This window comes from Cupriavidus sp. FW306-01-F10A, assembly GCF_058782785.1.
Genome location: NZ_JBYSYA010000015.1, coordinates 1 through 25,120, shown reverse-complemented (window position 1 = coordinate 25,120; position 25,120 = coordinate 1). Strand labels below are relative to the sequence as shown.

The window sequence follows — 25,120 nt, the reverse complement described above, 5'->3', positions numbered from 1 at the left end:
GATAGCTTGAATTCGTGACGCCTTAGACCGCAGCTGCGCCGCTGACGATTTCCGACAGTTCCTTGGTAATCGCGGCCTGACGGGTCTTGTTGTAGACCAGTTGCAGTTCGCCGATCACGTTCTTGGCGTTGTCGGACGCAGCCTTCATGGCCACCATGCGCGCCGATTGCTCGGACGCCATGTTCTCGGCCACGGCCTGGTACACCAGCGCCTCGACGTAGCGGACGAGCAGCTCTTCCACTACGGTCTGGGCGTCGGGCTCGTAGATGTAATCCCACGAGTAGGCGCGCTTCTCTTCTTCGGTCTGAACCAGCTTGTCGGCGGCGAGCGGCAGCAGCTGCTCGACCATCGGTTCCTGCTTCATCGTATTGATGAACTTGGTGTACGCCAGGTACACCGCGTCGACCTCACCATTGGTGAAGGCATCGAGCTGGACCTTGATCGCGCCGATCAGCTTTTCCAGATGCGGGGTGTCACCGAGGTGCACCACGTGCGAGATCACCTTGGCACCGACGCGGCCCAGGAACTGCATGCCCTTGGTGCCGATGGCGGTGGCTTGCACGTCCACGCCGCGGCCCTGCAGGGTCTTCAGTTCATTGGTGACGGCACGCAACACGTTCGTGTTCAGGCCGCCGCACAGCCCCTTGTCGGTCGTGACCACGATCATGCCGACGCGCTTGACTTCGCGTTCCTGCATGAACGGGTGCTTGAACTCGGGGTTGGCCGTAGCCAGGTGCGCGGCAATGTTGCGCACCTTCTCGGCGTAGGGACGGGCACTGCGCATCCGCTCCTGCGCCTTGCGCATCTTGGACGCGGCGACCATCTCCATCGCCTTGGTGATCTTGCGCGTGTTCTGCACGCTCTTGATCTTGGTTCGAATCTCTTTCGTTCCGGCCATATCTTCCTCTCCATCCGAACCAGCGCCGCGCCGGCGTGAGCCAGGCGCGGCGGCGGTGTCGTGGAATCACGCGGTTAGAACGCGGCGGACTTCTTGAAATCCTCGACAGCGGCACGCAGGGCGGCTTCATCTTCCTTCGAGAGCTGCTTGGTCTCTTCGATGCGGTTGATGAGATCTGCGTACTTGGTCTTCAGATGGTCGTGCAGGCCCTTCTCGAACGGCAGAATGTCCTTCACTTCCACGTTGTCGAGGAAGCCGTTGTTGGCGGCGAACAGCGACGCGGCCAGCTGCCACACTTGCAGCGGCTGGTATTGCGGCTGCTTGAGCAGTTCGGTCACGCGGCGGCCGCGCTCGAGCTGCTTGCGGGTGGCATCGTCCAGGTCCGAGGCGAACTGCGCGAACGCAGCCAGCTCACGATACTGGGCCAGGTCGGTACGGATACCGCCGGACAGGTTCTTCACCACCTTGGTCTGGGCTGCACCACCGACACGCGACACCGAGATACCGGCATTGATAGCGGGGCGGATACCAGCGTTGAACAGGTCGGTTTCCAGGAAGATCTGGCCGTCCGTGATCGAGATCACGTTGGTCGGCACGAACGCGGACACGTCGCCGGCCTGCGTTTCGATCACCGGCAGCGCGGTCAGCGAACCGGTCTTGCCCTTGACGGCGCCGTTGGTGAACTTCTCGACGTAGTCGGCGTTCACGCGGGCAGCACGCTCCAGCAGGCGCGAGTGCAGGTAGAACACGTCGCCCGGGTAGGCTTCGCGGCCCGGCGGGCGGCGCAGCAGCAGCGACACCTGGCGGTAGGCCCAGGCTTGCTTGGTCAGGTCGTCATAGACGATCAGCGCGTCTTCGCCGCGGTCGCGGAAGTACTCGCCCATGGTGCAGCCGGCGTACGGTGCCAGGTACTGCATGGCGGCCGAGTCCGAAGCGGCGGCGGCCACGACGACGGTGTATTCCATCGCGCCGTGCTCTTCCAGCTTGCGCACCACGTTGGCGATCGTCGAAGCCTTCTGGCCGACTGCCACGTACACGCAGAAGACGCCCTTGCCCTTCTGGTTGATGATGGCGTCGACAGCGACAGCGGTCTTGCCGGTCTGGCGGTCGCCAATGATCAGCTCACGCTGGCCACGGCCGATCGGCACCATCGCGTCGATCGACTTCAGGCCGGTCTGCACCGGCTGGCTCACCGACTGACGCGCGATCACGCCCGGGGCGACCTTCTCGATCACGTCCGTTTCCTTGGCGTTGATCGGGCCTTTGCCGTCGATCGGCTGGCCCAGCGTGTTGACCACGCGGCCCAGCAGTTCCTTGCCCACCGGCACTTCCAGAATGCGGCCGGTGCACTTCACCGTGTCGCCTTCGGAAATATGTTCGTACTCACCCAGCACCACGGCGCCGACCGAGTCGCGCTCGAGGTTCAGCGCGAGGCCGAAGGTGTTGCCGGGAAATTCCAGCATCTCGCCCTGCATCACGCCGGACAGGCCATGCACGCGGCAGATGCCATCGGTCACGGAGATCACCGTGCCGGTATTGCGCACTTCAGCTTCAGCGCCAAGGCCCGAGATGCGGGACTTGATCAGCTCGCTGATTTCTGAGGGGTTCAGTTGCATCACAATGCTCCTAATTCTTCAATCCGTCGGCCGGTGCGGTCAGGCGGTCAGCGTGGCTTGCATGGCAGCCAGGCGCGAACGCACGGAGGTGTCGAGCACTTCGTCGCCGACCTTGACGCTCACGCCGCCGATCAGGGACGGGTCCACCGCCACCTGCGCGTACAGCTTGCGGCCGAACTTGCGTTCGAGTGCAGCGACCAGGTCGTTCAACTGCGAACCTTCCAGCGGGAATGCGCTGGTGATCTCGACATCCGACGACCCTTCGCGGGCGTTCTTGAGCACATGGAACTGCTCGGCGATTTCCGGCATCACCGTCAGGCGGCCGTTATCCACCAGCAGCTTGACGAAGCGGCGAGCCTCGTCATTCAGCGGGGACTTCAGCACCGACAGGAACAGTTCGGCCAGCTTGTCGCCGGGAACGTTCGGATCGCCGGCTACCGCCTTCATGTCGGGATTGGCAGCAACCTGCCCCATCTCCAACACCAGCTCGGACCATGCACCCAGGTTGCCTGCGCTCGATTCACTGGCGACGCGGAACAGCGCCTCAGCGTAGGGACGGGCAATGGTTGCGGTTTCAGCCATGATTAGAGCTCAGCCTTGAGTTGATTGAGCAGGTCGGTGTGGACCTGCGCGTTCACTTCACGCTTGAGGATCTGCTCGGCACCCTTGACGGCCAGCACGGCAACCTGGTCACGCAGTGCTTCGCGTGCGCGGGTAACCTGCTGTTCTGCTTCGGCCTTGGCCTGGGCAATGATGCGTGCGGCTTCTGCCTGGGCGTTTTGCTTGATCTCGTCTGCCGTCAGCTGGGCGCGCTTCTCGGCGTCAGCGACGCGTTGTGCACCCTCGGTGCGGGCTTCGGCCATAGCCTGGTCCACACGCTTGTTGGCGAGTTCGAGCTCGGCCTTGCCCTTCTCGGCAGCGGCGAGGCCATCGGCGATCTTCTTTGCGCGTTCGTCGAGCGCCTTCACCAGCGGCGGCCAAATGAATTTGGCAACAACCCACCACAGGATGAAGAACACGACCATCTGCGCAAAAAACGTTGCGTTCAGATTCATGGTGTGTTCCTTTCGGTAATCAAACTACAGATAAATGCACAAAAGGCGGCCAGGCTGGTGGCCCGCGCCGCCCGTCAGCATCATGCAGACCGAAAAGAATTACTTGATGACAGCCAGCAGCGGGTTGGCGAAGGCGAACAGCATTGCAACGCCCACGCCGATCAGGAATGCCGCGTCGATCAGGCCAGCCAGCAGGAACATCTTGGTTTGCAGCGGGTTCATCAGCTCGGGCTGACGTGCGCAGGCTTCGATGTACTTGCCACCCATCAGGGCGATACCCAGGCAGGCGCCGATAGCGCCCAGGCCGATGATGATGCCGATACCGATGGCGGTCAGACCCTGGATGTTGGCGAGAAATTCTTGCATGACGACTCCTTTAATTTAGAGAGACTTAGAACCAAAAAACCAAAAAACCAAAAACCGAAAATCAGTGGTGATCGTGAGCCTGGCCGATGTACACCAGCGTCAGCATCATGAAGATGAAGGCCTGGAGCAGGACGATCAGGATGTGGAAGATCGCCCATACCGCGCCCGCCAGCACGTGGCCGACAAAGCCCAGTGCGGACAGGTCGGCGCCGAACGTCCAGATCGAACCCAGCAGCGCGATCAGCAGGAACACGAGTTCGCCGGCGTACATGTTGCCGAACAATCGCATGCCGAGCGAAACGGCCTTGGCCAGGAATTCGATCAGGTTCAGGACCAGGTTGAACGGGGCCAGGTACCACTTGGCGCCGAACGGGGCCGAGAACAGTTCGTGCATGAAGCCGCCGGTGCCCTTGATCTTGAAGCTGTAGTAGATCATCAGCACCAGCACCGAGCACGACATGCCCAGCGTGCCGTTCAGGTCGGCCGTGGCCACTGCGCGGTGGTGGGGGATGTGCAGGTGGAAGATGCCGAGGACTTGATTCAGGCCATTGACCCAGTCCACCGGGATCAGGTCGATCGCGTTCATCATGGTGATCCAGCAGAACACCATCAGCGCCAGCGGCGCGATCCACGAACGGTCGCCGTGGATGATGCCCTTGGCCTGGTCGTCGACCATCTCGACGATCATCTCGACGAAGGCCTGGAAGCGGCCCGGCACGCCGGCGGTGACGCGGCGCGCGGCAGCGTACAGGAACAGCACGGCGATGGCGCCGCACAGCACGGACCAGAACACCGTGTCGTAGTTGAGCACGGAGAAATCGACCACCGACGCTTGCTTGCCGCCGACCGAGTTCAAGTTCTGCAAGTGTTCGGCGATATAGCCGGAGGGTGTCAGCGCGTGTTCGGCGCCTTGGGTAGCATCAGACATGTCGATACGAACGGTATATTGCGAAATCTTCGGGCCGCGCGCCGCCACTGTCTGGCCAACGCCCGGTACGCAACTTGCATTGCCTTCGGCAGATTCGCCGGTCACCGCAATGCAAGCGGGGTCCAACCTTGGCCGTGTCCGGTGTCACCACTGTGAAACCGGCACGGCAAATCTTGATATTCCGTCTTGGTGCCCCACTTCCGGATGAAGCACCGTCTTCGAGCGGCTGGCCTAGCGGATCACCAGAGCCACCACCAAATATGTCTTTAGCGCCAGCAGGAACGTGACCAGCATCGGCACCCAACGCAGATCCCGGTACAGCACCACCACCAGCACCAGCAGAGCTGCCGTGCCAAAGACCTTGATCGCCTCGCCCAGGACCAGTCCGCCGACCGAAGCCCGGTCGCGCGCCAGCCACAGGCGGAACGCGAAGAACCCGCTCGGCACGAAGCACACCATGCCGCCGAACAGCGCCGACCAGCCATACGGGCCGGCCTCGTTCGCGAACAGCGCCCAGCACAGCGCCGACAGCAGGGTGACCATCACCTGCGCCAGGACAACCTTGCCCGGGGTCATGCGCGAAGGGCGCAACGCGCGCTCACCAAACAGCGTCACCGCCTCGGCGTGCGACAGCGGATCGACAGCCTCTTCCTCACGGTCTGCGCCTTCTTTCCAGTCGTCCCAGTCATCTTCCTGACGGGACCCGGCGCCTCGCTGCTGACGGTCTTGAACCACTACTGCTCGCCTTATTCCAGGCCGGAACTTTTCGGCCCGACCAGAATTCAAACCGCACGATTTTAAGGGGAACTACTGATTCGCGTCAATCTGCTTACATTTAGCTTGCAGCGCGTTGCGCACAACGGTTGCCATCACGAAGCCATGATGGCTTCACAAAAATTGCGCAGCAATAATGTTTGACGTAATTGGATTGCGCAGCGAACCCTGCGCATGATGAGGGATTACCGGGTACGCCGTACGTATACCGGTCCCGGGAGCGGACACTGCAGCGTACACGCAACAGTCATCGCCGCAATGGCCGTTAATCGCACCGAATTGCGCACGCGAAGTTACGCGCGCCTTGGCATCCTGCCTCAGGCGACCTTCTGCTTTTCAGTCGATTCGCGCAGCCGCACGAGCACGCCTTCAAGCGCGTCGTTGTCGCTGAAGTGGATGGTGAGCTGGCCCTTGCCGCGCGCGCCCAGCTTGATCTGCACATCGAGGCCCAGCGCATCGGACAGTTCTTCTTCCAGCCGTGCCACGTCGCGCACGTTGTTGGCGCCCTTCTGCTTGAGCGACTTCAGGTCGAACGGCTTGAGCGTGGACGCCACCAGCTTTTCGGTCTCGCGCACCGACAGCCGCTTGTTCACGATCTGGTTGGCCAGCGTGATCTGGTTGGCGCCGTCCACCGCCAGCAGCGCGCGCGCGTGGCCCATGTCGAGGTCGCCCGCCATCAGCATGGTCTGCACCGGCGCGGCCAGGTTCAGCAGGCGCAGCAGGTTCGACACCGCGCTGCGCGAACGGCCGACCGACTCGGCCGCCTGCTCATGCGTGAAACTGAACTCGCGGATCAGCCGCATGATGCCCTGCGCTTCTTCCAGCGGATTCAGGTCTTCGCGCTGGATGTTCTCGATCAGCGCCATCGCGGCCGCGGCTTCATCGGCCACGTCCTTCACCAGCACCGGCACCTTGTCCAGGCCCGCGAGCTTGGATGCGCGGAAGCGCCGCTCGCCCGCGATGATTTCATAGCGGTCCGGCTCGGCCACGCGGCGCACCAGGATCGGCTGCATCAGGCCCTGCGCGCGGATGCTGGCGGCCAGTTCCTGCAGCGCGCCTTCATCCATGCGCGTGCGCGGCTGGTACTTGCCCGGCTGCAACTGGTTCAGGCGCAGCACGGTGGGCGCACCCTCCTGCTTCACCGATTCAACGATTTCGGCCGGCCCGCCCAGCAACGCTTCAAGGCCGCGGCCCAGGCCCTTTTTCTTTGCAGTGCTCATGCTTGCCCTCTCCTTCAGCCCAGCTGCCTGACGCGCGCGATCATCTCGGCGCCGAAATCCAGGTACGCCTTGGCGCCCTTCGATGACGGATCGAACGCGACGCCCGGCATGCCATAGGACGGTGCCTCGGCCAGCCGCACATTGCGCGGGATCAGGGTCTTGAAGACCTTCTCACCGAAGTGCGATTCCAGCTGCGCCGACACCTGCTGCTGCAGCGTGACGCGCGGATCGAACATGACGCGCAGCAGGCCGATCACCTGCAGGTCGCGGTTCAGGTTGGCATGCACCTGCTTGATGGTGTTGACCAGGTCCGACAGCCCTTCCAGCGCGAAATACTCGCACTGCATCGGCACGATCACGCCATGCGCGGCGCACAGGCCGTTCAGCGTCAGCAGCGACAGCGACGGCGGGCAGTCGATCAGCACGAAGTCATATTCGTCATTGACCTCTGCGATGGCCTGCCTGAGGCGGCGCTCGCGCTGGTCCAGCTCGACCAGTTCCACTTCCGCGCCGGCCAGTTCGCGGTTGGCGGGCAGCACATCGTACCTGCCGGTCTCGGAACGCTGGCGCGCCTGCTTGATGCTGGCCAGGCCGACCAGCACCTGGTACACGCTGTGCTCCAGCGCCTGCTTGTCGATGCCCGAACCCATCGAGGCATTGCCCTGCGGGTCCAGGTCGACCAGCAGCACGCGCTGGTCCTGCGCGGCCAGGCCGGCGGCGAGGTTCACCGTGGTGGTGGTCTTGCCTACCCCGCCCTTCTGGTTTGCGATCACGAATACCTTGGCCATAAGCTACTGAGGCTCCTGCTTCAATTCATCCGGCCAGCGCGGGGCTGGCAGTTCGCGGCGCTGCACGCAGCGCCGCGGCGTACGTCATGCGTGGGCGCTTGCGCGCCGCGACAGCACCACCAGGTGGCGCTCGGCATCCAGCCCGGGCACGGTGATGCGGGGCACCGCATCGACCTGCCATTGCGCCATCAGCCCGGCAGCTTCCATGCGGTCCAGCTCGGCCTGTGGATAAACCCCCTTCATGGCGATCAGCTTGCCGTGCGGTGCAAGGAGCTGGCCCGACAGGTTCACGAAATCAGTCAGTTCCGCAAACGCGCGCGAGGTGATCACAGCAAAGCCGCTGGCATCGTCGAGCTTCTCCACCGGCCCCCAATGCGCCGCGGCATTGGAAAGCCCGAGTTGCGCACGGCACTGGGTCAGGAAGGCGGTCTTCTTCTGCACGATGTCCACCATCAGCACCGACACGTCGGGACAGGCGATGGCCAGCGGCAGGCCGGGCATGCCGCCGCCCGAGCCCACGTCCAATACCCTGCCCCGCGCCGGCGTGCCTACCTCTGCGGCGCGCGCGGCTTTGGCCAGTGCCGGCACAGCGGCGAGCGAGTCCAGCATGTGATGCGTAAGCATCTCATCGGGGTGGCGGATTGCGGTCAGGTTGTAGACGCCGTTCCACTTGCGCAGCAGCGCCAGGTAGGCAAACAAGGTGTCGATCTGGGCCGGCGCCAGCGCCAGCCCGATCTCGGCCAGACCGGCTTCAAGGCGACGACGCTGCGTGGCGTCGTCGGTCATGGTGTGTCGCGGACCGGGCACTCAGGCAGCCTCTTCAGAGTTGCCGGAAGGCGCGGCCGACTCAGCGCGCGTGCGCCCCAGCCCCTTCTTCTTCAGGTGCACCAGCAGCAGCGAGATCGCGGCCGGCGTCACGCCGGAAATGCGCGAGGCCTGGCCCAGCGTTTCCGGACGATGCTGGTTCAGCTTCTGGCTGACCTCGAAGCCCAGGCCACGCACTTCGGTGTAGTCCAGCCCTTCCGGCAGGCGCGTCGACTCGTTGGCTTCCAGCTTGTCGACCTCCGCCGCCTGGCGGGCGATATAGCCGTGGTACTTGATGCCGATCTCGATCTGCTCGCGGATCTGCTCTGCCAGCATCGGCTCGGCGTCCAACGGCGTTTCCGGGGCATGGCGGCCACCCTGCAGCGCCATCAGTGCTTCATAGCGGACTTCTGGCCGGCGCAGCAGGTCGGCCAGGCTGTATTCGCGCTCGATCGGCTTGCCCAGCAGCGGCATGGCGTCTTCGACCGGAAGCATGGCCGGGTTCACCCATGTGCTCTTCAGGCGCTCTGTTTCACGTGAAACAGCGTCGCGCTTGCGGTTGAAGGCATCCCAGCGTGCATCGTCGACCACGCCCAGTTCACGGCCGACCTCGGTCAGGCGCATATCGGCGTTGTCTTCCCGCAGGCTCAGGCGGAACTCCGCGCGGCTGGTGAACATGCGGTACGGCTCGGTCACACCGCGGGTAATCAGGTCGTCGACCAGCACGCCCAGGTAAGCCTGGTCACGGCGCGGCGTCCACGCATCGCGTTCACGCACATAGCAGCCAGCGTTGATGCCGGCCAGCAGGCCCTGCGCGGCGGCTTCTTCATAGCCGGTGGTGCCATTGATCTGTCCCGCAAAGAACAGGCCGCGGATGGCCTTGCTCTCCAGCGAAGCCTTCAGCCCGCGCGGATCGAAGTAGTCATACTCGATCGCATAGCCGGGGCGCAGGATATGCGCGTTCTCCATCCCGCGGATCGAGTGCACCAGTTCCAGCTGCACGTCGAACGGCAGGCTGGTCGAGATCCCGTTGGGGTAGAACTCGTTGGTGGTCAGGCCTTCGGGCTCCAGGAAGATCTGGTGGCTTTCCTTGCTGGCAAAGCGATGGATCTTGTCCTCGATGCTGGGGCAGTAGCGCGGCCCTACCCCTTCGATCACGCCGGTGTACATCGGTGAGCGGTCCAGCCCGCCACGGATGATGTCGTGGGTGCGGCTATTGGTATGGGTGATCCAGCACGGCAGCTGTTGCGGGTGCTGCTCCGGGCGCCCCAGGAAGGAGAACACCGGCACCGGATCCAGGTCGCCAGGCTGCTCTTCCATCACCGAGAAATCGATGGTGCGGCCGTCAATACGCGGCGGCGTGCCGGTCTTCAGGCGGCCTTGCGGCAGCTTCAGGTCCTTCAGGCGCGCCGACAGCGACACCGCTGCCGGGTCGCCGGCGCGGCCGCCGGTGTAGTTGTCCAGCCCGACGTGGATCTTGCCGTCCAGGAAGGTGCCGGCAGTCAGCACCACCGCGCGGGCGCGGAAGGCGATGCCCACCTGCGTCATGGCGCCGACGACGCGGTCGCCCTCCACCATCAGGTCGTCTACGGCCTGCTGGAACAGCATCAGGTCCGGCTGGTTCTCCAGTCTTGTACGGATGGCCTTACGGTACAGCACGCGGTCCGCCTGGGCGCGCGTTGCGCGCACCGCCGGGCCCTTGCTGGAGTTGAGGATGCGGAACTGGATGCCGGACTCGTCCGTGGCGGCGGCCATGGCACCACCCATGGCGTCCACTTCCTTGACCAGGTGCCCCTTGCCGATGCCCCCGATGGACGGGTTGCAGCTCATCTGACCCAGCGTCTCGATGTTGTGAGTCAGCAGCAGCGTCTGGCAGCCCATACGGGCCGCGGCGAGTGCAGCTTCAGTGCCGGCATGACCACCGCCGACGACGATGACATCGAATTCTTTTGGGTAAAGCATGGGACACCTCCTCCGGGAGGCTGGCGGGAAAATACGGGAATGCGAAATTATAGCGGCAATCGACTAGCCGCTTTCCGGCGGTAACCATGTTTCACGTGAAACATGGCGTTGGCGATACCCGGCGAGTCGCTCGAAAGCGACGTTATGTTCCACGTGAAACAAAAAGGCCGAGCACATGGCCCGGCCGGATGTTTCACGTGGAACAAGCGTCTCAGAGCTGCGCGCGGATATACCCCGCAACCTGCCCGGTCAGCTTGCCAAGATTGCGCTGCAAGGTGGCGAACCCGGCATTGCGCTCGCGGCTCACCTCGTCCATATACAGCGGCCGCCGGATCTCGATCTGCAGGCTATTGCGCCGCTCGGCCGGCCGGCCGATCTGCGCGATCAGCTGCACGCCCTTGTACGGGTCGTTGCGCGCCACCGTGTAACCCATGCCGCGCAGTTCCCTTGCGACCAGGTCGACCAGCCCCGGCTCGCAGGTGGTGCCGTCCCGGTCGCCGAGCACAAAGTCCGCCAGCGGGTGCGGGCTAGCGATCTTGAGCCGCTCGTAGGCGTTATTGGGCATGGAGTGCAGGTTCAGGTGCCAGAGCGCGCCAAAGCGCTGGTGAGCACCCTCCACGGCCTCGGCCAACGCCGCATGGTACGGCCGGTAGTAGCGGTCGATACGGGCCTGCACTTCCGCCACGGACAGGCGGCGGTCATAGATCGGCGTGCTGGCGTCGACCCGGCTCCAGATCAGGCCGTAGCCCAGCTGCGTCTTCGGCCCCGGGGCCAGTGCCGTCGGCCAAGTGCCGTCGAGCTGGGCCGGATCGATGTCGTCGGGCATCCGGTTCGGGTCGATATAGACCCGCGGGAAGGTGGCCGCCAGCAGCGTACCGCCTGCTGCGGGCACGGCCTCCCACAGGGCATCGACGTGCGTGTCCTCGCCCCCGCGCAGACGCGCGGCAGGAATCGCCGCGCCGAAGTCGGCCGGGTACGCGGTGCCGCTGTGCGGCGAGTCACACACCAGCGGTAGCGCCTCCCCTTCCGGCAAGCGCACGATGACCGGCGGCAGTGCGGCGGCCAGGTGATTCGCTTCAGCCATGCGTCAGTCCAGTTGGATGTTGGCGGCCTTGGCGACGCGGGCATAGCGCGCAATGGCCTGCTGGATCTGGGCCTTGAACTGCTCCGGCGTGGTCGGCACCAACGTGCCGCCGGACTCCTCCACCTTGCGCTTGAATTCAGGGTTCTGCATGGCCTTGAGGATGGCCTGGTTCAGCCTTGCCACGATGGCGGGCGGCGTGCCCGCGGGCGCGACGATGCCGAACCAGCCGCCGTCGCCCATCTCCTTGTAGCCCAATTCCGCATAGGTGGGCACGTTTGGCAACTGCGGCGAGCGCGTGGCGCCCAGCACCGCCAGCGCGCGCAGGCGGCCCGACTTCACATGAGGCAGCGCCGAGGCCAGGTTGTCCGAGATCGCATTGACCTGCCCTGCCACCGCATCATTGAGCCCAAGGCCGGCACCCTTGTACGGCACGTGCAGCAACTCGATCTTCGCCAGCATCTGGAAGTTCTCAAGATTTACGTGGCCGAGGGTCCCTGTGCCCGGCGAGGCAACCGAATACTTGCCCGGATTGGCCTTGGCTAAGGCAATGAATTCCTGCATGGTTTTCGCCGGCACGCTCGGATGCACCGTGAATACGCTCGGCATCGACACCACGTTGGTGATCGGGGCAAAGTCCTTGATCGGGTCGTACTTGAGTTTCGGGAATACGGCGGGGTTGGAGCCGTGCGTGCTGACCGTGGCCATGCCGATGGTATAGCCATCGGGCGCGGCGTTGGCCACCTGCTCCATGCCCAGCGAGCCGCCGGCGCCGCCCTTGTTCTCGACCACGATCGACTGGCCCAGCTCGCGGCCGGCAAACTCTGCCACCAGGCGCGCCGACAGGTCGGTGGAGCCGCCCGCAGCGAACGGCACGATCAGGCGGATCGGGCGCGTCGGGTAATTGGCTTGCGCGAACGCGTTGCCGGCAAAGGCCAGCGTGGCAGCGGCGGCGGTACCGGACAGCAGCAGCTGGCGGCGGGACATCCTGGCTCGGATCATGAGGTTTCTCCTGTTGGTTTTGTGCATGAACCGGACGAGTGTCAGCCGTTTACCGGGCGGGCACAAACGACTATATTGCACGTTTGCATTACCAAAGATCATCCTGCAGCGGTCGCTCCGGCAGCCGTCCCGCCCTTCCTCTCCTCCCCCGCCATGCGGCTGCATTCCCCATCGATGTCCGAGTTGCACGCCTTTGCCACCGCGGCACGGCTGGGCAGCTTTACGCGTGCGGCGGACGAATTGTGCGTGACCCAGGGTGCCATCAGCCGTGCCATCGCGCGGCTGGAAGCGCATTTCGGGCAGCCGCTGCTACAGCGCAATGCCCACCGGCTGGTACTGACCGATGCCGGCCGGAAATTGCTTGAGGCCGTGGCCGAGCCGCTGGCCACGATCGAGCATGCCAGCGCCGCCCTGCGCGCCGGTGACCGCCGGCACCACCTGACGCTGTCCGTCGTGCCCACGCTGGCCAGCGTCTGGCTGGTGCCGCGCCTGCCGGACTTCCATCGCCGCCATCCGGAAATCCGGCTGGACTTCGTCCCGTACCAGCGCGACGAGGATCTCTCCGGCCCCTCCCCCGACGCCGCCATCCTGGCGGGTGAAGCCGGCAAGTGGCCCGGCCTGCAGGCCGACTATGTGGTGGGACGTGAAATGGTGCCGGTCTGCCATCCGGACCGCGCCCGGGCACGGCGCGAGGCCGGCCACTGGCAGTCTCCCGCGGAGCTGCTGGACGAGCCTCTGCTCTACCACACCACCGCGCCGGCGAACTGGCAAAACTGGCTGCAGGCCGCCGGCGTACCCAACGCTGCGCCAAGGTTATCCACAGCGTTCGACCAGGTCTCGATCCTGATCCAGGCGGTGCGCGCCGACATTGGCGTCGCCGTGCTGCAGCGCTGCCTGGTGCGCGACGAAATTGCCGCCGGACGCGTAACGGCGCCGTTTGACCTGCCAATTACGCTGCAACGGGGCTATTTCCTGTGTGCGCCGAAGGAACGGCGCGATCATCCGGCGCTGACATGCTTCCGTGATTGGCTGCTGGAGACCGCAGCGAAGGATACAGGCAGCGGCATCGACACTTTATTCACTGGATGAATTACAGAACAAAAATCCTGTAGAAATGCATTCATCCTGCAGATAAATTTCCTCAAATTATTATCTAGATAGATAGTATTTGGTAAATTTGATTACCAGAAATCGTTCCAATGGATATTGGCGTGCCTACATCAGCGCGCCGGTAGCGACATCAGTCCGAAGCGCCTCTGAATTGGGTTATCCCCAAAGTTATTCACACCACCAATAGAAAAGGGCCTGCTTCCGCAGGCCCTCATTCCTCTGGCGAAAACCGGGCAGATCAAGCCGCCTTTTTTGCCAACCCAAGATAGGTTTCGATCACCTTCGGGTTCGCAGCCAGCTCGTCGGCCGGCCCTTCCATCGCCATATCGCCGGTTTCGATCACATAGCCGTAGTCCGCCACCTGCAACGCGGCGCGCGCGTTCTGCTCGATCAGCAGCGTAGCCACGCCGGTCTGGCGCAGGTTGCTGATGATGTGGAAGATCTCCTTCACGATCAGCGGCGCCAGGCCAAGGCTGGGCTCGTCCAGCATCAGCAACTGCGGCTTGGCCATCAGCGCGCGCCCCACCGCCAGCATCTGGCGCTCGCCCCCGGAGAGCGTGCCGGCGTCCTGGCGGGCGCGCTCGCGCAGGCGCGGGAACAGGTCGTAGACCACGTCCATCTGGTCCAGGTAGTTCTTCTCGCCGGCGCGCTTGCGGCGGAAGGCGCCCAGCTGCAGGTTGTCCTCCACCGTCATCGACGCAAACAGCTCGCGCTTCTCCGGCACCAGGCACATGCCGCGCGCAACGCGCCCCTCCACCGGGATGCCGGCCATGTCGTGGCCGAGGTAGCTGACCGAGCCGCTCGACGACCCCGTCACCGGCAGCGCACCCATGATCGCATTGAGCATGGTCGACTTGCCGGCACCGTTTGGGCCGATCACCGTGACGATCTTGCCGGCCTCCACCTTCAGGTTGGCGCCGTGCACCGCTTCCACCTTGCCGTAGCGGACGTGGAGGTCCTTCACTTCGAGAATCAGGCTCATGTCCGGTCCTTACTCCACGCCACCCAGATAGGCTTCCAGCACCGCGGGGTTCTTCTGCACTTCCTCGGGCACGCCCTCGGCAATGCGCGTGCCGAATTCCATCACCACCAGCCGGTCGGTCAGGTTCATCACGAAATCCATGTCGTGCTCGACCAGCAGCACGCTCATGCCCTCGCCCTTGAGCTTGCGCAGCAGTTCGGCCAGGGCCTGCTTCTCCTTGTAGCGCAGGCCCGCTGCCGGCTCGTCGAGCAACAGCAGCGCGGGGTCGCAGCAAAGCGCACGCGCGATTTCAAGAATCCGCTGCTGGCCCAGCGCGAGGCTGCCGGCTTCCATGTACATGCAATCGGCCAGGCCCACGCGTTCAAGCTGGCGCTTCGCTTCGAACAGCAGCTTCTCTTCCTCGGCCTTGTTCATGCGCAGGATCGCGGCAGAGACGCCGCCCTGGGCGCGGAAATCACCGCGCAGGTGCGCGCCGATGGCCACGTTCTCCAGCACCGTCATGGTCGGCAGCAGGTGCACGTGCTGGAAGGTGCGGCCGATGCCGCGCTTGACGATCTCGCGCGACGGCAGGCCCGAGATCACTTCACCGCGGTAACGCACCTCCCCGCGCGTGACCGGCAGCACGCCCGTCACCAGGTTGAAGGTGGTGGACTTGCCCGCGCCATTGGGACCGATCAGCCCGATGATCTCGCCCGCGCGCACGTGGAAGCTGACATCGTTCACCGCCACCAGCCCGCCGAACTCCTTGCGCGCAGCGCGCACATCCAGGATCAGGTCGCCGGCCTCGGGCTTCTGGCGCACGGCCAGGGCCTCGGCCTGCGCCGGCGCCAGCACCGGCGGCCCCGAAGGCACCAGACGCCGCAGGAACGGCCAAATGCCATCGCGCGCGTATTGCAGCAGCAATACCAGCAGCACGCCGAAGACGATGATCTCGAAGTTGCCGTTGGCACCGAGCAGCTTGGGCAGCACGCCCTGCAGCACATCCTTCAGGATGGTCAGGATGCCCGCGCCCAGCACCGCGCCCCACACATGGCCCACGCCGCCGACCACGGCCATGAACAGGTACTCGATGCCGTAGTTCAGGCCGAACGGCGTCGGGTTCACCGCGCGCTGCAGGTGCGCGTACAGGAAGCCCGACACGCACGCCAGGACCGCCGCCACCACGAAGATCACCACCTTCATCCACGCGGTGTTCACGCCCATGGCCTCGGCCATCACGCCGCCGCCCTTGAGCGCGCGGATGGCGCGGCCCGGGCGCGAGTTCAGCAGGTTCTGCATCGCCAGCACGGCCAGCAGCACCACCGCCCAGATCAGGTAGAACATCGAGCGGCCCGACTGCAGTTCGATGCCGAAGAACGACAGCACCGGGATTCCGTTCAGGCCGTCATACTTGCCCAGGAACTCCAGGTTGCCGAACAGGAAGAACAGCGACAGGCCCCAGGCAATGGTCGCCAGCGGCAGGTAGTGGCCGGACATGCGCATCGTGATCAGCCCGATCACATAGGCCGATGCCATCGTGATCACCAGCCCCACCATCAGCCCGAACCAGGGCGACAGCCCGAACTGCGTGGTCAGGTAGGCCGTGCTGTACGCGCCCAGCCCCACGAACGCGGCCTGGCCGAACGAGGTCATGCCGCCCACCCCGGTCAGCAGCACCAGCCCGATCGCCACGATGCTGTACAGGCCGATGTAGTTGCCCAGCGTGATCCAGAACTCCGGCGTCGGCAGCGCCGGCAGCAACACCAGCACCACAATGAAAGCCAGCACCAGGACCCGGTTGCGGTTCAGCCGCGCACGGCTGCCTGCCTCGGCACTGGCCACCCGCGCCTGCTTGTCGGTCAGCATGGTCATGGCTTATTCCTCCTCCTCGACATGCTTGCTCGTCAGCGAGCGCCACAGCAGCACCGGAATGATCAGTGTGAAGACGATGACCTCCTTGAACGCGCTGGCCCAGAAGGACGAATAGGATTCAAGCAGGCCCACCAGTAGCGCACCGAGCGCCGCCACGGGGTAGCTCACCAGCCCGCCGACGATGGCGCCGACAAAGCCCTTCAGGCCCACCAGGAAGCCCGACTCGTAGTACACGGTGGTCAGCGGCGCGATCAGGATGCCGCACAGCGCGCCCATCGCCGCGGCCAGCGTGAACGACAGGCGCCCCGCCTGCGTGGTGCCGATGCCGACCAGGCGCGCGCCCAGCCGGTTCACCGCGGTCGCGCGCAGCGCCTTGCCCTGCAGCGTGCGCTCGAAATAGAAGTACAGCGCCCCGATCAGCAGCGCCGACACGCCCACGATCCACAGGCTCTGGCCCGAGATGCTGAGCGCGCCCACGTCGAAGCGCGCATCCGAGAACGCATTGGTGCGCGAGCCCTCCGCGCCGAACATCACCAGGCCCAGCCCCACCAGCGCAAAGTGCACGCCGACCGAGACGATCAGCAGCACCAGCGTGCTGGCCTCGGCCAGCGGCTGGTAGGCCAGCCGGTACAGCATCGGCCCCAGCGGGATGATGATCAGCAGCGTCAGCGCGATCTGCGCCAGCATCGGCAGCGGCTGCGCGCCATACTGCTGCGCCAGCCAGTGCACCGCGAGCGGGAACACCAGGTATTTGCCGGCCAGCACCGCCAGCCGCTGGCCCAGCGTGCGGCGCAACTCGGCGCTGCGCAACACCGTGACGGTTTCATAGACGAAGGTCAGCGCCCCCATCGCCAGCAGCAGCCAGCTGGTCTGCGGCGCGTGACCGGCCTGCATCGCCGCCAGCGTCAGCGCGCCGTAGGCAACAAACTCCCCTTGCGGGATGAAGATGACCCGGGTCACCGAGAACACCAGCACCAGGGCCAGTGCCAGCAGCGCGTAGATCGCGCCCGAGGTGATGCCGTCCTGGGCCAGGATGGCAGCGATTGATAAGTCCATTGTCTCCCCGTCTTTTGGAAATACCTGCCTGCATCATATGGGGGCCGACAGGGTGCTGTGCGCTTTGGGATTTACGCAATAGTAAACGGATTGCCTAATGTAGAAATACAGGCAAGCCCTAACGAGAGGTCTGTATGGGGGCGTTTCGCATTGTTGCTATGCGGTTGGATGTCGCTCTCTTGGCAGGCGTGGCGCTTCGCGCAGCGCCCAATGACCGTCAGCGCATTTTGGGCCTGCGTAGCAGCCGTAGGCGTCCCCGCGATGCTGTCGGCAGCAGGCGGCCTACGCCCTGCATGGGGATCGTTCAATAGTGGGCTAACGCAGGCACTGGCACACACTCACGTGGCGTAGCAGGGTCGAACGGGCACCCACGCCCAAACGGCAAGCACCACCGCTCGAACCACCAACGCCGTGGAATTGATTGCCAGCCGCACAGGCGACGCGTTTTTTGGTTACTTTTTGTCGCTCGGACAAAAAGTGACTCGCCGGCTACGCCGGCGAAACAGCAGCGCTTGGCAAGCGCGACACCCAACCGCATAGCGCCACGCCGCCCCCCCCAACCTTCACTTAGTCAGCAACTTCCACTTCCCATCAACAATCTGCACCATCACCCGCGCCCGCTGATCAAAGCCAAGGTGGTCGGTAGCACTCATGTTCATGATCCCATGCGAAACCGGCAGGTTCTTGGTCTGCTCCATCGCATCCCGCAACGCCTTGCGAAATTCCTTGGTACCCGGCTGGCCCTTCTTCAGCGCCTCAGGGATGGCATGCTGCAGGATCAGCCCCGCATCCCAGGCATGACCGCCGAAGGTCGAGACCTGGCCGCCGAAGGCCTTCTCGTAAGAAGTCTTGTAGGACATGGCCGGCTTCTTCACCGGATTGCTGTCCGGCAATTGCTCAGCCACCAGCAGCGGCCCGGCCGGCAGGAACGTGCCTTCGCAATCCTTGCCGCACACGCGCAGGAAGTCGGCATTGGCCACGCCGTGGGTCTGGTAGATCTTGCCCTTGAAACCACGCTCCTTGAGCGTCTTGGCCGGCAGCGCCGCGGGCGTACCCGAGCCTGCGATCAGCACGGCGTCGGCATTGGCGCTCATCATCTTCAGCACCTGGCCGGTGACCGAGGTATCGGTACGGGCAAAGCGCTCGTTGGCGACCACCTTGATCTTGCGCAGCTCCGCCACCTTGGCGAACTCCTGCGCCCAGCTGTCGCCATAGGCATCCGCGAAGCCGATGAATGCCACCGTCTTCACGTTGTTGTTGGTCATGTGCTCGGCAATGGCGGTCGCCATGTGCGAGTCATTCTGCGGCGTCTTGAAGACCCAGGCGCGCTTGGCATCCATCGGCTCGATGATGCGCGCCGAGGCGGCCATGGTGATCATCGGCGTATCGTTCTCGGCCACCACGTCTACCATCGCCAGCGAGTTCGGCGTCACGGTGGAACCCACCACCACGTCGACCTTGTCTTCGCTGATCAGCTTGCGGGTGTTCTTGACCGCGGTGGTGGTGTCGGAGGCATCGTCCAGCACGATGTACTCGATCTTCTTGCCCGCGATTTCCTTGGGCATCAGCGTGAAGGTGTTCTTCTCCGGAATACCCAGCGATGCCGCCGGACCCGTGGCCGACACCGTCACCCCGACCTTGACCTGTGCCTGGGCTGCACCGGCAACCAGGCTCGCCGCAGCGATTGCCAGCAGGCTGGCGCGCTTGAAATCCATCTTGTCTCCTCGGTTCCTGAAACGGAAAGGCATCCGTCCGGCGTCCACCGGCGGATGCCCGTTTTTGTCGACCCCTCGGGTCTGACGCAGGCACATCGCCGGCACCTGCGCTACAGCCAGGAACGACGCCAGGCCGCTCCCCAGTTTCCCCGTCCGCACCACTCCCCCGGATCGGCGCGCTCCGGCCATTCACCGACCGCGCGGTCGGGAATTCGGATCGAGTCTAGCACAGCGACTTGGCGCGAAAAGGGAGGATTAACCCGCATCGCAAGCGCCGCCCGGCTTCGCCGTCAGCGCAGGAACGCGTCCCAGGCGGTCTTCAGGATCAGCGCGCTCACCACCACGATAAACACCTTGCGCACGAAGGCGCTGCCGTGGCGCAGGGCCAGCTTGCTGCCTACCTGGCTGCCGGCGATGTTGGCCACCGCCATCACCAGGCCCAGCTGCCACCAGATATGGCCCTTGCTGGCCAGCAACAGCAGCGCCGCCAGGTTGGTGGCAAGGTTGACCACCTTGGTCGAGGCCGCCGCGTGCAGGAAGTCATAGCCGAACACCCGCACGAACGCGATCATCAGGAAGCTGCCGGTGCCCGGACCGAACACGCCGTCATAGAAGCCGATGGCGGCGCCGGCCAGCAGCGCCGCGATGCGCTCGCGCGACCCCGACAGCGTCGGCGCGTGTTCCGTACCCAGGTCCTTCTTGGCCACGGTGTAGACCAGCAACACCACCAGCACGAACGGCAGCGCCTTGCGCAGCGGCTCGGCCGGAATCTTGGTCAGCGCCCAGGCACCGGCCATCGAGAAGATAAGGGCCGCCACCACCGCGGGCGCGGTCGCGCCCCAGTAGATGCGCACGCTGCGGCCGTAGCGCAGCGCCGCGTTGGCGGTGCCCGCGATCGAGCCCATCTTGTTGGTACCCAGCAGCGTGGCCGGCGCGACATTGGGATAGGCCGAGAACATCGCCGGGATTTGTACCAGGCCGCCGCCGCCGGCGACCGCGTCGATCAGGCCGGCGAGAAAGGCGGCAACCGCCAGGAATGCGAATTCCGTCATTGCAGGAAGCAGGGAAGCGAAAAGGAAAGGATCGGAGGAGATCGGTGCGGGCGGGCCGGCGCGCTGCCAGGCGGTATCAGTTCAGCCCAGCGCCTTGGCCACAGGCACCAGGCTGCGGTGCCACATGCCGTTGCCATGCGGGCTGAAGCCCGGCGGCGCGCCGCCTTGCCCTGCCACCAGCCGCGGCGCCAGCAGCGCATGGCGGATACCGTGCGCACGGCCCCAGTCGGCCAGCGTGGCGCAGCAGGCCTCAAGGCAGGCGCGGCGGGCCCCGCCGTCCAGCCCGGGCCGTACCCACCACTCGATGCCGCAGGCAGCCAGCCCGGCAAGCTCCAGGCTCGGGAGCAGCGCCACCGGCAGGCACGCCAGCAGATCGTGCGGAGCCTGCGCGTCGTTCACCAGGAGGCAGATGCCGCGCCCGGACTGGGCCAGCAGCTCGTCCAGCATCAGCCGGCGCGCGCGCGCGGCGGGCACCGGCAGTGGCTGCACCGTAGCCAGCCAGGCTTCCAGCGTCACTGCATCGGCGCCCAGCCCGAGGCGTACCAAGCCCTGCGGCGCAGGTGTGTCGGGAAGATCCGGAACGGCTGGGGAGTGGGGGGAATCAGGTGCGGCAGGCATGGCGGGCAATGAGAGCGCCCGCATTGTCGCATGTGGCGGGTAGCCAGGTGATGCCGGTGCAGCCTGGATGCCCCATGATGGGGCGAAAGCGCCACAGGAGCGATTGGGAGGCCCAAATGAAAAAAGCGTTGCCGAGGATCACCCGGCAACGCCCTTTATTTATAACGCTGCTACCCGACACCGGGTGCGCGCCTGTCGTCTCCTCGCTTCCGCCTCCATTTAACCTGCGAAAACCGTATATGGAATGTAACGAAGCGGTGCATCGAGGACAAGCTAGAAAAAACCCTAGCCCCAGAATCGGGCATGTCGACCCGCGGTCACTCGTGCCGGGTTACTCCCGCTTGCCCGAGTGGCCCCCGAAGCGCGCCAGCAGCTCGCCCATGATGCCACGGCGGAAAGTCAGCACGCAGATCACGAAGATCACGCCGGTCACCATCGTCACCGACTCGCCCAGCGTGCCGAACCAGGAGATGCCGGTGACCGACGCCAGGAAGTTGCCGATGTCGCCGAGCTTGTTCTCCAGCGCGACCACCACGAAGGCACCGACAATCGGGCCCGACAATGTGCCCAGGCCGCCGACCAGCGTCATCAGGATGACCGAGCCCGACATCGACCAGTGCACGTCGGTCAGCGTCCCGAAGCCCAGCACCAGCGCCTTGATCGAGCCGGCCAGCCCCGACAGCGCCGCCGACAGCACGAAGGCGGTCAGCTTGAAGCGGTCGACGTCATAGCCCAGCGAGACCGCGCGCGGCTCGTTCTCCTTGATCGCCTTCAGGATCTGGCCGAACGGCGAATGCACCGTGCGCACAATCAGCGCAAAGGCGGCCACAATGATCGCCAGCGCCACGTAGTACAGCGTCAGGTCGTCCGACAGCGGCAGCACCCCGAACAGCTTGCCGCGCGGGATGCCCTGCAAGCCGTCCTCGCCACCGGTGAACGGCGCCTGCAGGCAGATAAAGAACAGCATCTGCGCCAGCGCCAGCGTGATCATCGAGAAGTAGATGCCCTGCCGGCGGATGGCCAGCGAGCCCACCACGTAGCCGATCAGCGCGCCCGCACCGGTGCCCAGGATCAGGCCGATTTCCGGGGTCACGCCCCAGACCTTCATGGCATGGCCGGCGGCATAGCCAGCGCCGCCGAAGAAGGCCGCATGGCCGAACGACAGCAGCCCCGTATAGCCGATCAGCAGGTTGAAGGCGCACGCAAACAACGCGAAGCACAGCACCTTGAGCACGAACACCGGATACGCGCCGGCCAGCGGCGCGGCCACCAGTGCCAGCAGCAGCAATCCGTACAACAGTTTCTTCTGCACGCCTTGTCCCTTTCCTGCGTTGCCCGCGTTGGCCGCCACCGTGGATGGCGTCGATGATGTGGAGGGTACGCTCATCACTTCTCCTTCCCGAACAGCCCGGCCGGGCGCAGCAACAGCACGATCACCATGATGAAGAACACCACGGTCGACGATGCTTCAGGATAGAACACCTTGGTCAGGCCCTCGATCACGCCCAGCCCCAGGCCGGTCAGGATCGAACCCATGATCGAACCCATGCCGCCGATCACCACCACCGCGAACACGATGATGATCAGGTTCTGCCCCATCAGCGGCGAGATCTGGATCACCGGCGCGGCCAGCACCCCGGCAAACGCGGCCAGCGCCACGCCGAAGCCGTAGGTCAGCGTCACCATCAGCGGCACGTTGACGCCGAAGGCCTCGACCATCTTGGGGTTCTCGGTGCCGGCGCGCAGGTAGGCGCCCAGCTTGGTCTTCTCGATCACGTACCAGGTGGCAAAGCACACCACCAGCGACGCCACCACGACCCACGCGCGGTAGTTGGGCAGGATCATGAAGCCCAGGTCGGTCGCGCCCTGCAGCGCATCCGGCGTCGAGTACGGCAGCCCGGAGACGCCGTAGATCGAGCGGAAGATGCCCTCGATCACCAGCGTGATGCCCAGCGTCAGCAGCAGGCCGTAGATATGGTCAAGCTTGTAGATCCAGCGCAGCATGGTCTTCTCGATCACCACGCCCAGCGCGGCAACGACCAGCGGCGACAGCAGCAGCATGATCCAGTAGTTCAGCCCGGCGTACTCCATGCCCATCCAGGCCAGCACCGCACCGAGCATAAAGAGCGCGCCGTGCGCGAAATTGATGACGTTGAGCAGGCCGAAGATAACCGCCAGGCCCAGGCTCAGCATCGCATAGAAGGCGCCGTTGACCAGCCCCAGCAATAGCTGGGAAAGCATGGCCGGCAAGGGGATTCCGAAGATGTCCATCGCGGAGTGCCGTTGATACCGCCGTTGTATGACGGGGATTGCTGCGGTTGGTGCCAGGTAATGCGAACGCTGCGGCGAACACCGCAGCAAAGAACCGCGTCCGATGCCGGCGGCACGCAGGTGGCGCGCCGCCGGCGGATCTCACATCAGCTTACTTCTTCAGCATTGCGCACTTCGACTCGGCCACCGTGGTGAAGGCCTGGTCGCCCGGGATGGTCGCGACCACCTTCAGGTAGTCCCACGGCTTCTTCGACTCTGCCGCGGTCTTCACCTGCATCAGGTACATGTCGTGGATGCCACGACCGTCCTGGCGGATATAGCCCTTGGTGTAGAAGTCGTTGATCTTCATCTTCTTCAACTCGGCCATGACCTTGTCCGGATCGTCGGTCTTCGCTGCTTCCACCGCCTTCAGGTAGGTGCTGGCCGCCGAGTAGTCCGCCGCCTGCAGGCTGCTCGGCATCTTCTTCATCTTGCCGAAGAAGCGGTTGGCGAACTTGCGGGTGTCGTCGTTCATGTCCCAGTACCAGCTGTCGGTCATCAGCAGGCCTTCGGTGTTCTTCAGCCCGAGGCTGTGCACATCGTTGATGAACATCAGCAGGCCGGCGATCTTCATCGACTTGGTGATGCCGAATTCCTTGGCCGCCTTGATCGAGTTGATGGTGTCGCCGCCGGCGTTGGCCAGGCCCAGGATCTGCGCCTTGGACGACTGCGCCTGCAGCAGGAACGACGAGAAGTCCGATGCCGACAGCGGATGGCGCACCTGGCCCGCCACCGTGCCGCCGTTGGCCTTGACCACGGCCGCGGTGTCGCTTTCCAGAGAATGGCCGAAGGCGTAGTCGGCGGTCAGGAAGAACCACGACTTGCCGCCCTGCTTGACCACCGCGCTGCCGGTACCCTTGGCCAGCGCCACCGTGTCATAGGCGTAGTGCACCGTGTACGGCGAGCACTCTTCGTTGGTCAGGCGCGCGGTGCCGGCGCCGATGTTGATGTAGACGCGCTTCTTCTCCGAGGCCACCTTGTTCATGGCCAGCGCGGTGCCGGAGTTGGTGCCGCCCAGCAGCATGTCCAGGCCCTGCTGGTCCATCCATTCGCGTGCCTTCGAGGCGGCGATGTCGGCCTTGTTCTGGTGGTCGGCGGAGACGATCTCGATCGGCTTGCCCAGCACCTTGCCGCCGCGGTCCTCGACCGCCATCTTGATGGCTTCCAGGCCGCCGGGGCCGTCGATGTCGGCGTACAGGCCCGACATGTCGGTGATATAGCCGATCTTCACAGTGTCGCCGGACACCTGGGCAACGGCGCTGAAGGAAACCGCACCCATGGCAATGGCCGCCATCGCGGCCGCGAGCCGAGTCTTTTTCATGTCTATGTCTCCTGATTTGCGGCGGCGTGCGCGCCACCCGTTCCTGCCAAACATCAACCCATGATCCGTGCGGATCAGACCCCGAGCAGTTCATGCAGCACCGGCATCTTGGCCTCCAGCTCATTGGCTGCGAAGCGTTCGACGATGCTGCCATGCTCCATCACGTAGAAGCGGTCGGCCAGCGGCGCGGCGAAGCGGAAGTTCTGCTCCACCATCACCACCGTGTACCCCTTCTGCTTGAGCATCAGGATCATGCGCGCGAGCGCCTGCACGATCACCGGTGCCAACCCTTCCGAGATTTCATCGAGCAGCAGCAGGTTGGCGCCGGTGCGCAGGATGCGCCCGACCGCCAGCATCTGCTGCTCGCCGCCGGAAAGACGCGTGCCCTGGCTCTGGCGGCGCTCCTTCAGGTTCGGGAACATCTCGTAGATATCGGATTCGCTCATGCCCTGGCTGGTGTCGGCGCCCTTCAGCACCGGCGGCAGCATCAGGTTCTCTTCGCATGAGAGGCTGGAGAAGATCGCCCGCTCTTCGGGGCAATAGCCAATGCCGTAGTGCGCGATCTTGTGCGTGGGCAGGCTGATGGTCTCGTGGCCATTGACCTTGATCGA

At 64.7% G+C, this 25,120-nt stretch carries 24 protein-coding genes; 1 reads left to right on the top strand and 23 read right to left on the bottom strand.

Annotated elements, in window-relative coordinates:
* Positions 1-22 precede the first annotated feature (22 nt).
* The 13 genes from atpG to AC3WLF_RS20720 all read right to left on the bottom strand — a co-directional run bounded on the left by atpG (position 23) and on the right by AC3WLF_RS20720 (position 12,494).
* A complete protein-coding gene (atpG, locus tag AC3WLF_RS20780) occupies positions 23-898 on the bottom strand; it encodes a F0F1 ATP synthase subunit gamma (RefSeq protein WP_010811264.1) in 876 nt (291 codons plus the stop codon).
* Between the two features lie 74 nt (positions 899-972).
* Positions 973-2,514 (bottom strand): F0F1 ATP synthase subunit alpha, encoded by a 1,542-nt coding sequence (gene atpA, locus AC3WLF_RS20775; protein WP_010811265.1) that lies wholly within the window; start codon positions 2,512-2,514, stop codon positions 973-975.
* A 39-nt stretch (positions 2,515-2,553) separates the two neighbouring features.
* The gene (locus AC3WLF_RS20770; protein WP_492320118.1) at positions 2,554-3,096 is read right to left on the bottom strand and encodes a F0F1 ATP synthase subunit delta; all 543 of its coding nucleotides are present in this window, start codon (positions 3,094-3,096) and stop codon (positions 2,554-2,556) included.
* A gap of 2 nt (positions 3,097-3,098) precedes the next feature.
* Positions 3,099-3,569, bottom strand: coding sequence for a F0F1 ATP synthase subunit B (locus tag AC3WLF_RS20765; RefSeq protein ID WP_010811267.1), 471 nt, complete (start codon positions 3,567-3,569; stop codon positions 3,099-3,101).
* Between the two features lie 99 nt (positions 3,570-3,668).
* Positions 3,669-3,935 (bottom strand): F0F1 ATP synthase subunit C, encoded by a 267-nt coding sequence (atpE, locus tag AC3WLF_RS20760; protein ID WP_010811268.1) that lies wholly within the window; start codon positions 3,933-3,935, stop codon positions 3,669-3,671.
* Positions 3,936-3,996: 61 nt separating this feature from the next.
* Entirely contained in the window at positions 3,997-4,863 is an 867-nt protein-coding gene (gene atpB / locus AC3WLF_RS20755) for a F0F1 ATP synthase subunit A (RefSeq protein ID WP_492320119.1), read from the bottom strand.
* 231 nt (positions 4,864-5,094) lie between these two features.
* Positions 5,095-5,598 (bottom strand): ATP synthase subunit I, encoded by a 504-nt coding sequence (locus AC3WLF_RS20750; RefSeq protein WP_492320120.1) that lies wholly within the window; start codon positions 5,596-5,598, stop codon positions 5,095-5,097.
* A gap of 356 nt (positions 5,599-5,954) precedes the next feature.
* Entirely contained in the window at positions 5,955-6,857 is a 903-nt protein-coding gene (locus AC3WLF_RS20745) for a ParB/RepB/Spo0J family partition protein (protein WP_492320121.1), read from the bottom strand.
* Between the two features lie 14 nt (positions 6,858-6,871).
* On the bottom strand, positions 6,872-7,645 hold the full coding sequence (locus tag AC3WLF_RS20740) for a ParA family protein (RefSeq protein WP_010811272.1): 774 nt from the start codon (positions 7,643-7,645) through the stop codon (positions 6,872-6,874).
* 84 nt (positions 7,646-7,729) lie between these two features.
* Positions 7,730-8,431 carry a 16S rRNA (guanine(527)-N(7))-methyltransferase RsmG gene (gene rsmG / locus AC3WLF_RS20735; protein WP_492357108.1) on the bottom strand — a complete coding sequence of 234 codons (702 nt, stop codon included), beginning with the start codon at positions 8,429-8,431 and terminating at the stop codon, positions 7,730-7,732.
* Between the two features lie 21 nt (positions 8,432-8,452).
* Entirely contained in the window at positions 8,453-10,411 is a 1,959-nt protein-coding gene (gene mnmG, locus AC3WLF_RS20730) for a tRNA uridine-5-carboxymethylaminomethyl(34) synthesis enzyme MnmG (RefSeq protein WP_492358760.1), read from the bottom strand.
* Between the two features lie 211 nt (positions 10,412-10,622).
* On the bottom strand, positions 10,623-11,495 hold the full coding sequence (locus AC3WLF_RS20725) for an N-formylglutamate amidohydrolase (protein ID WP_492320124.1): 873 nt from the start codon (positions 11,493-11,495) through the stop codon (positions 10,623-10,625).
* A 3-nt stretch (positions 11,496-11,498) separates the two neighbouring features.
* On the bottom strand, positions 11,499-12,494 hold the full coding sequence (locus AC3WLF_RS20720) for a tripartite tricarboxylate transporter substrate binding protein BugE (protein ID WP_492320125.1): 996 nt from the start codon (positions 12,492-12,494) through the stop codon (positions 11,499-11,501).
* 153 nt (positions 12,495-12,647) lie between these two features.
* On the opposite strand from AC3WLF_RS20720, the gene AC3WLF_RS20715 reads away from it, so the two are divergent.
* Positions 12,648-13,583 carry a LysR substrate-binding domain-containing protein gene (locus tag AC3WLF_RS20715; RefSeq protein WP_492320126.1) on the top strand — a complete coding sequence of 312 codons (936 nt, stop codon included), beginning with the start codon at positions 12,648-12,650 and terminating at the stop codon, positions 13,581-13,583.
* Positions 13,584-13,842: 259 nt separating this feature from the next.
* On the opposite strand, the gene AC3WLF_RS20710 is transcribed toward AC3WLF_RS20715, so the two are convergent.
* The 10 genes from AC3WLF_RS20710 to AC3WLF_RS20665 form a co-directional block, all read right to left on the bottom strand.
* On the bottom strand, positions 13,843-14,586 hold the full coding sequence (locus AC3WLF_RS20710; protein WP_018312984.1) for an ABC transporter ATP-binding protein: 744 nt from the start codon (positions 14,584-14,586) through the stop codon (positions 13,843-13,845).
* A 9-nt stretch (positions 14,587-14,595) separates the two neighbouring features.
* Complete coding sequence (locus tag AC3WLF_RS20705; protein ID WP_492352482.1) at positions 14,596-16,437, bottom strand: branched-chain amino acid ABC transporter ATP-binding protein/permease; 1,842 nt, start codon at positions 16,435-16,437, stop codon at positions 14,596-14,598.
* A 3-nt stretch (positions 16,438-16,440) separates the two neighbouring features.
* Positions 16,441-17,493: a branched-chain amino acid ABC transporter permease gene (locus AC3WLF_RS20700; protein WP_058698082.1), complete on the bottom strand. Its 1,053-nt coding sequence runs from the start codon at positions 17,491-17,493 to the stop codon at positions 16,441-16,443.
* Between the two features lie 563 nt (positions 17,494-18,056).
* Positions 18,057-19,208: an ABC transporter substrate-binding protein gene (locus AC3WLF_RS20695; protein WP_010811281.1), complete on the bottom strand. Its 1,152-nt coding sequence runs from the start codon at positions 19,206-19,208 to the stop codon at positions 18,057-18,059.
* 290 nt (positions 19,209-19,498) lie between these two features.
* Positions 19,499-20,260, bottom strand: a complete 762-nt coding sequence (locus AC3WLF_RS20690; RefSeq protein WP_492320129.1) for a sulfite exporter TauE/SafE family protein — start codon at positions 20,258-20,260, stop codon at positions 19,499-19,501.
* A gap of 81 nt (positions 20,261-20,341) precedes the next feature.
* Positions 20,342-20,806, bottom strand: a complete 465-nt coding sequence (locus AC3WLF_RS20685) for a hypothetical protein (protein WP_492358759.1) — start codon at positions 20,804-20,806, stop codon at positions 20,342-20,344.
* Between the two features lie 403 nt (positions 20,807-21,209).
* Positions 21,210-22,265, bottom strand: a complete 1,056-nt coding sequence (locus AC3WLF_RS20680) for a branched-chain amino acid ABC transporter permease (RefSeq protein ID WP_492320131.1) — start codon at positions 22,263-22,265, stop codon at positions 21,210-21,212.
* The gene (locus AC3WLF_RS20675) at positions 22,265-23,149 is read right to left on the bottom strand and encodes a branched-chain amino acid ABC transporter permease (protein WP_414224838.1); all 885 of its coding nucleotides are present in this window, start codon (positions 23,147-23,149) and stop codon (positions 22,265-22,267) included. Before AC3WLF_RS20675 ends, AC3WLF_RS20680 begins: the two co-directional genes overlap by 1 nt.
* A gap of 151 nt (positions 23,150-23,300) precedes the next feature.
* Positions 23,301-24,509, bottom strand: a complete 1,209-nt coding sequence (locus AC3WLF_RS20670) for an ABC transporter substrate-binding protein (RefSeq protein ID WP_492320132.1) — start codon at positions 24,507-24,509, stop codon at positions 23,301-23,303.
* A 74-nt stretch (positions 24,510-24,583) separates the two neighbouring features.
* Positions 24,584-25,120 (bottom strand): ABC transporter ATP-binding protein (locus tag AC3WLF_RS20665; protein ID WP_492358758.1); only part of this gene is annotated, 537 nt, incomplete at its 5' end.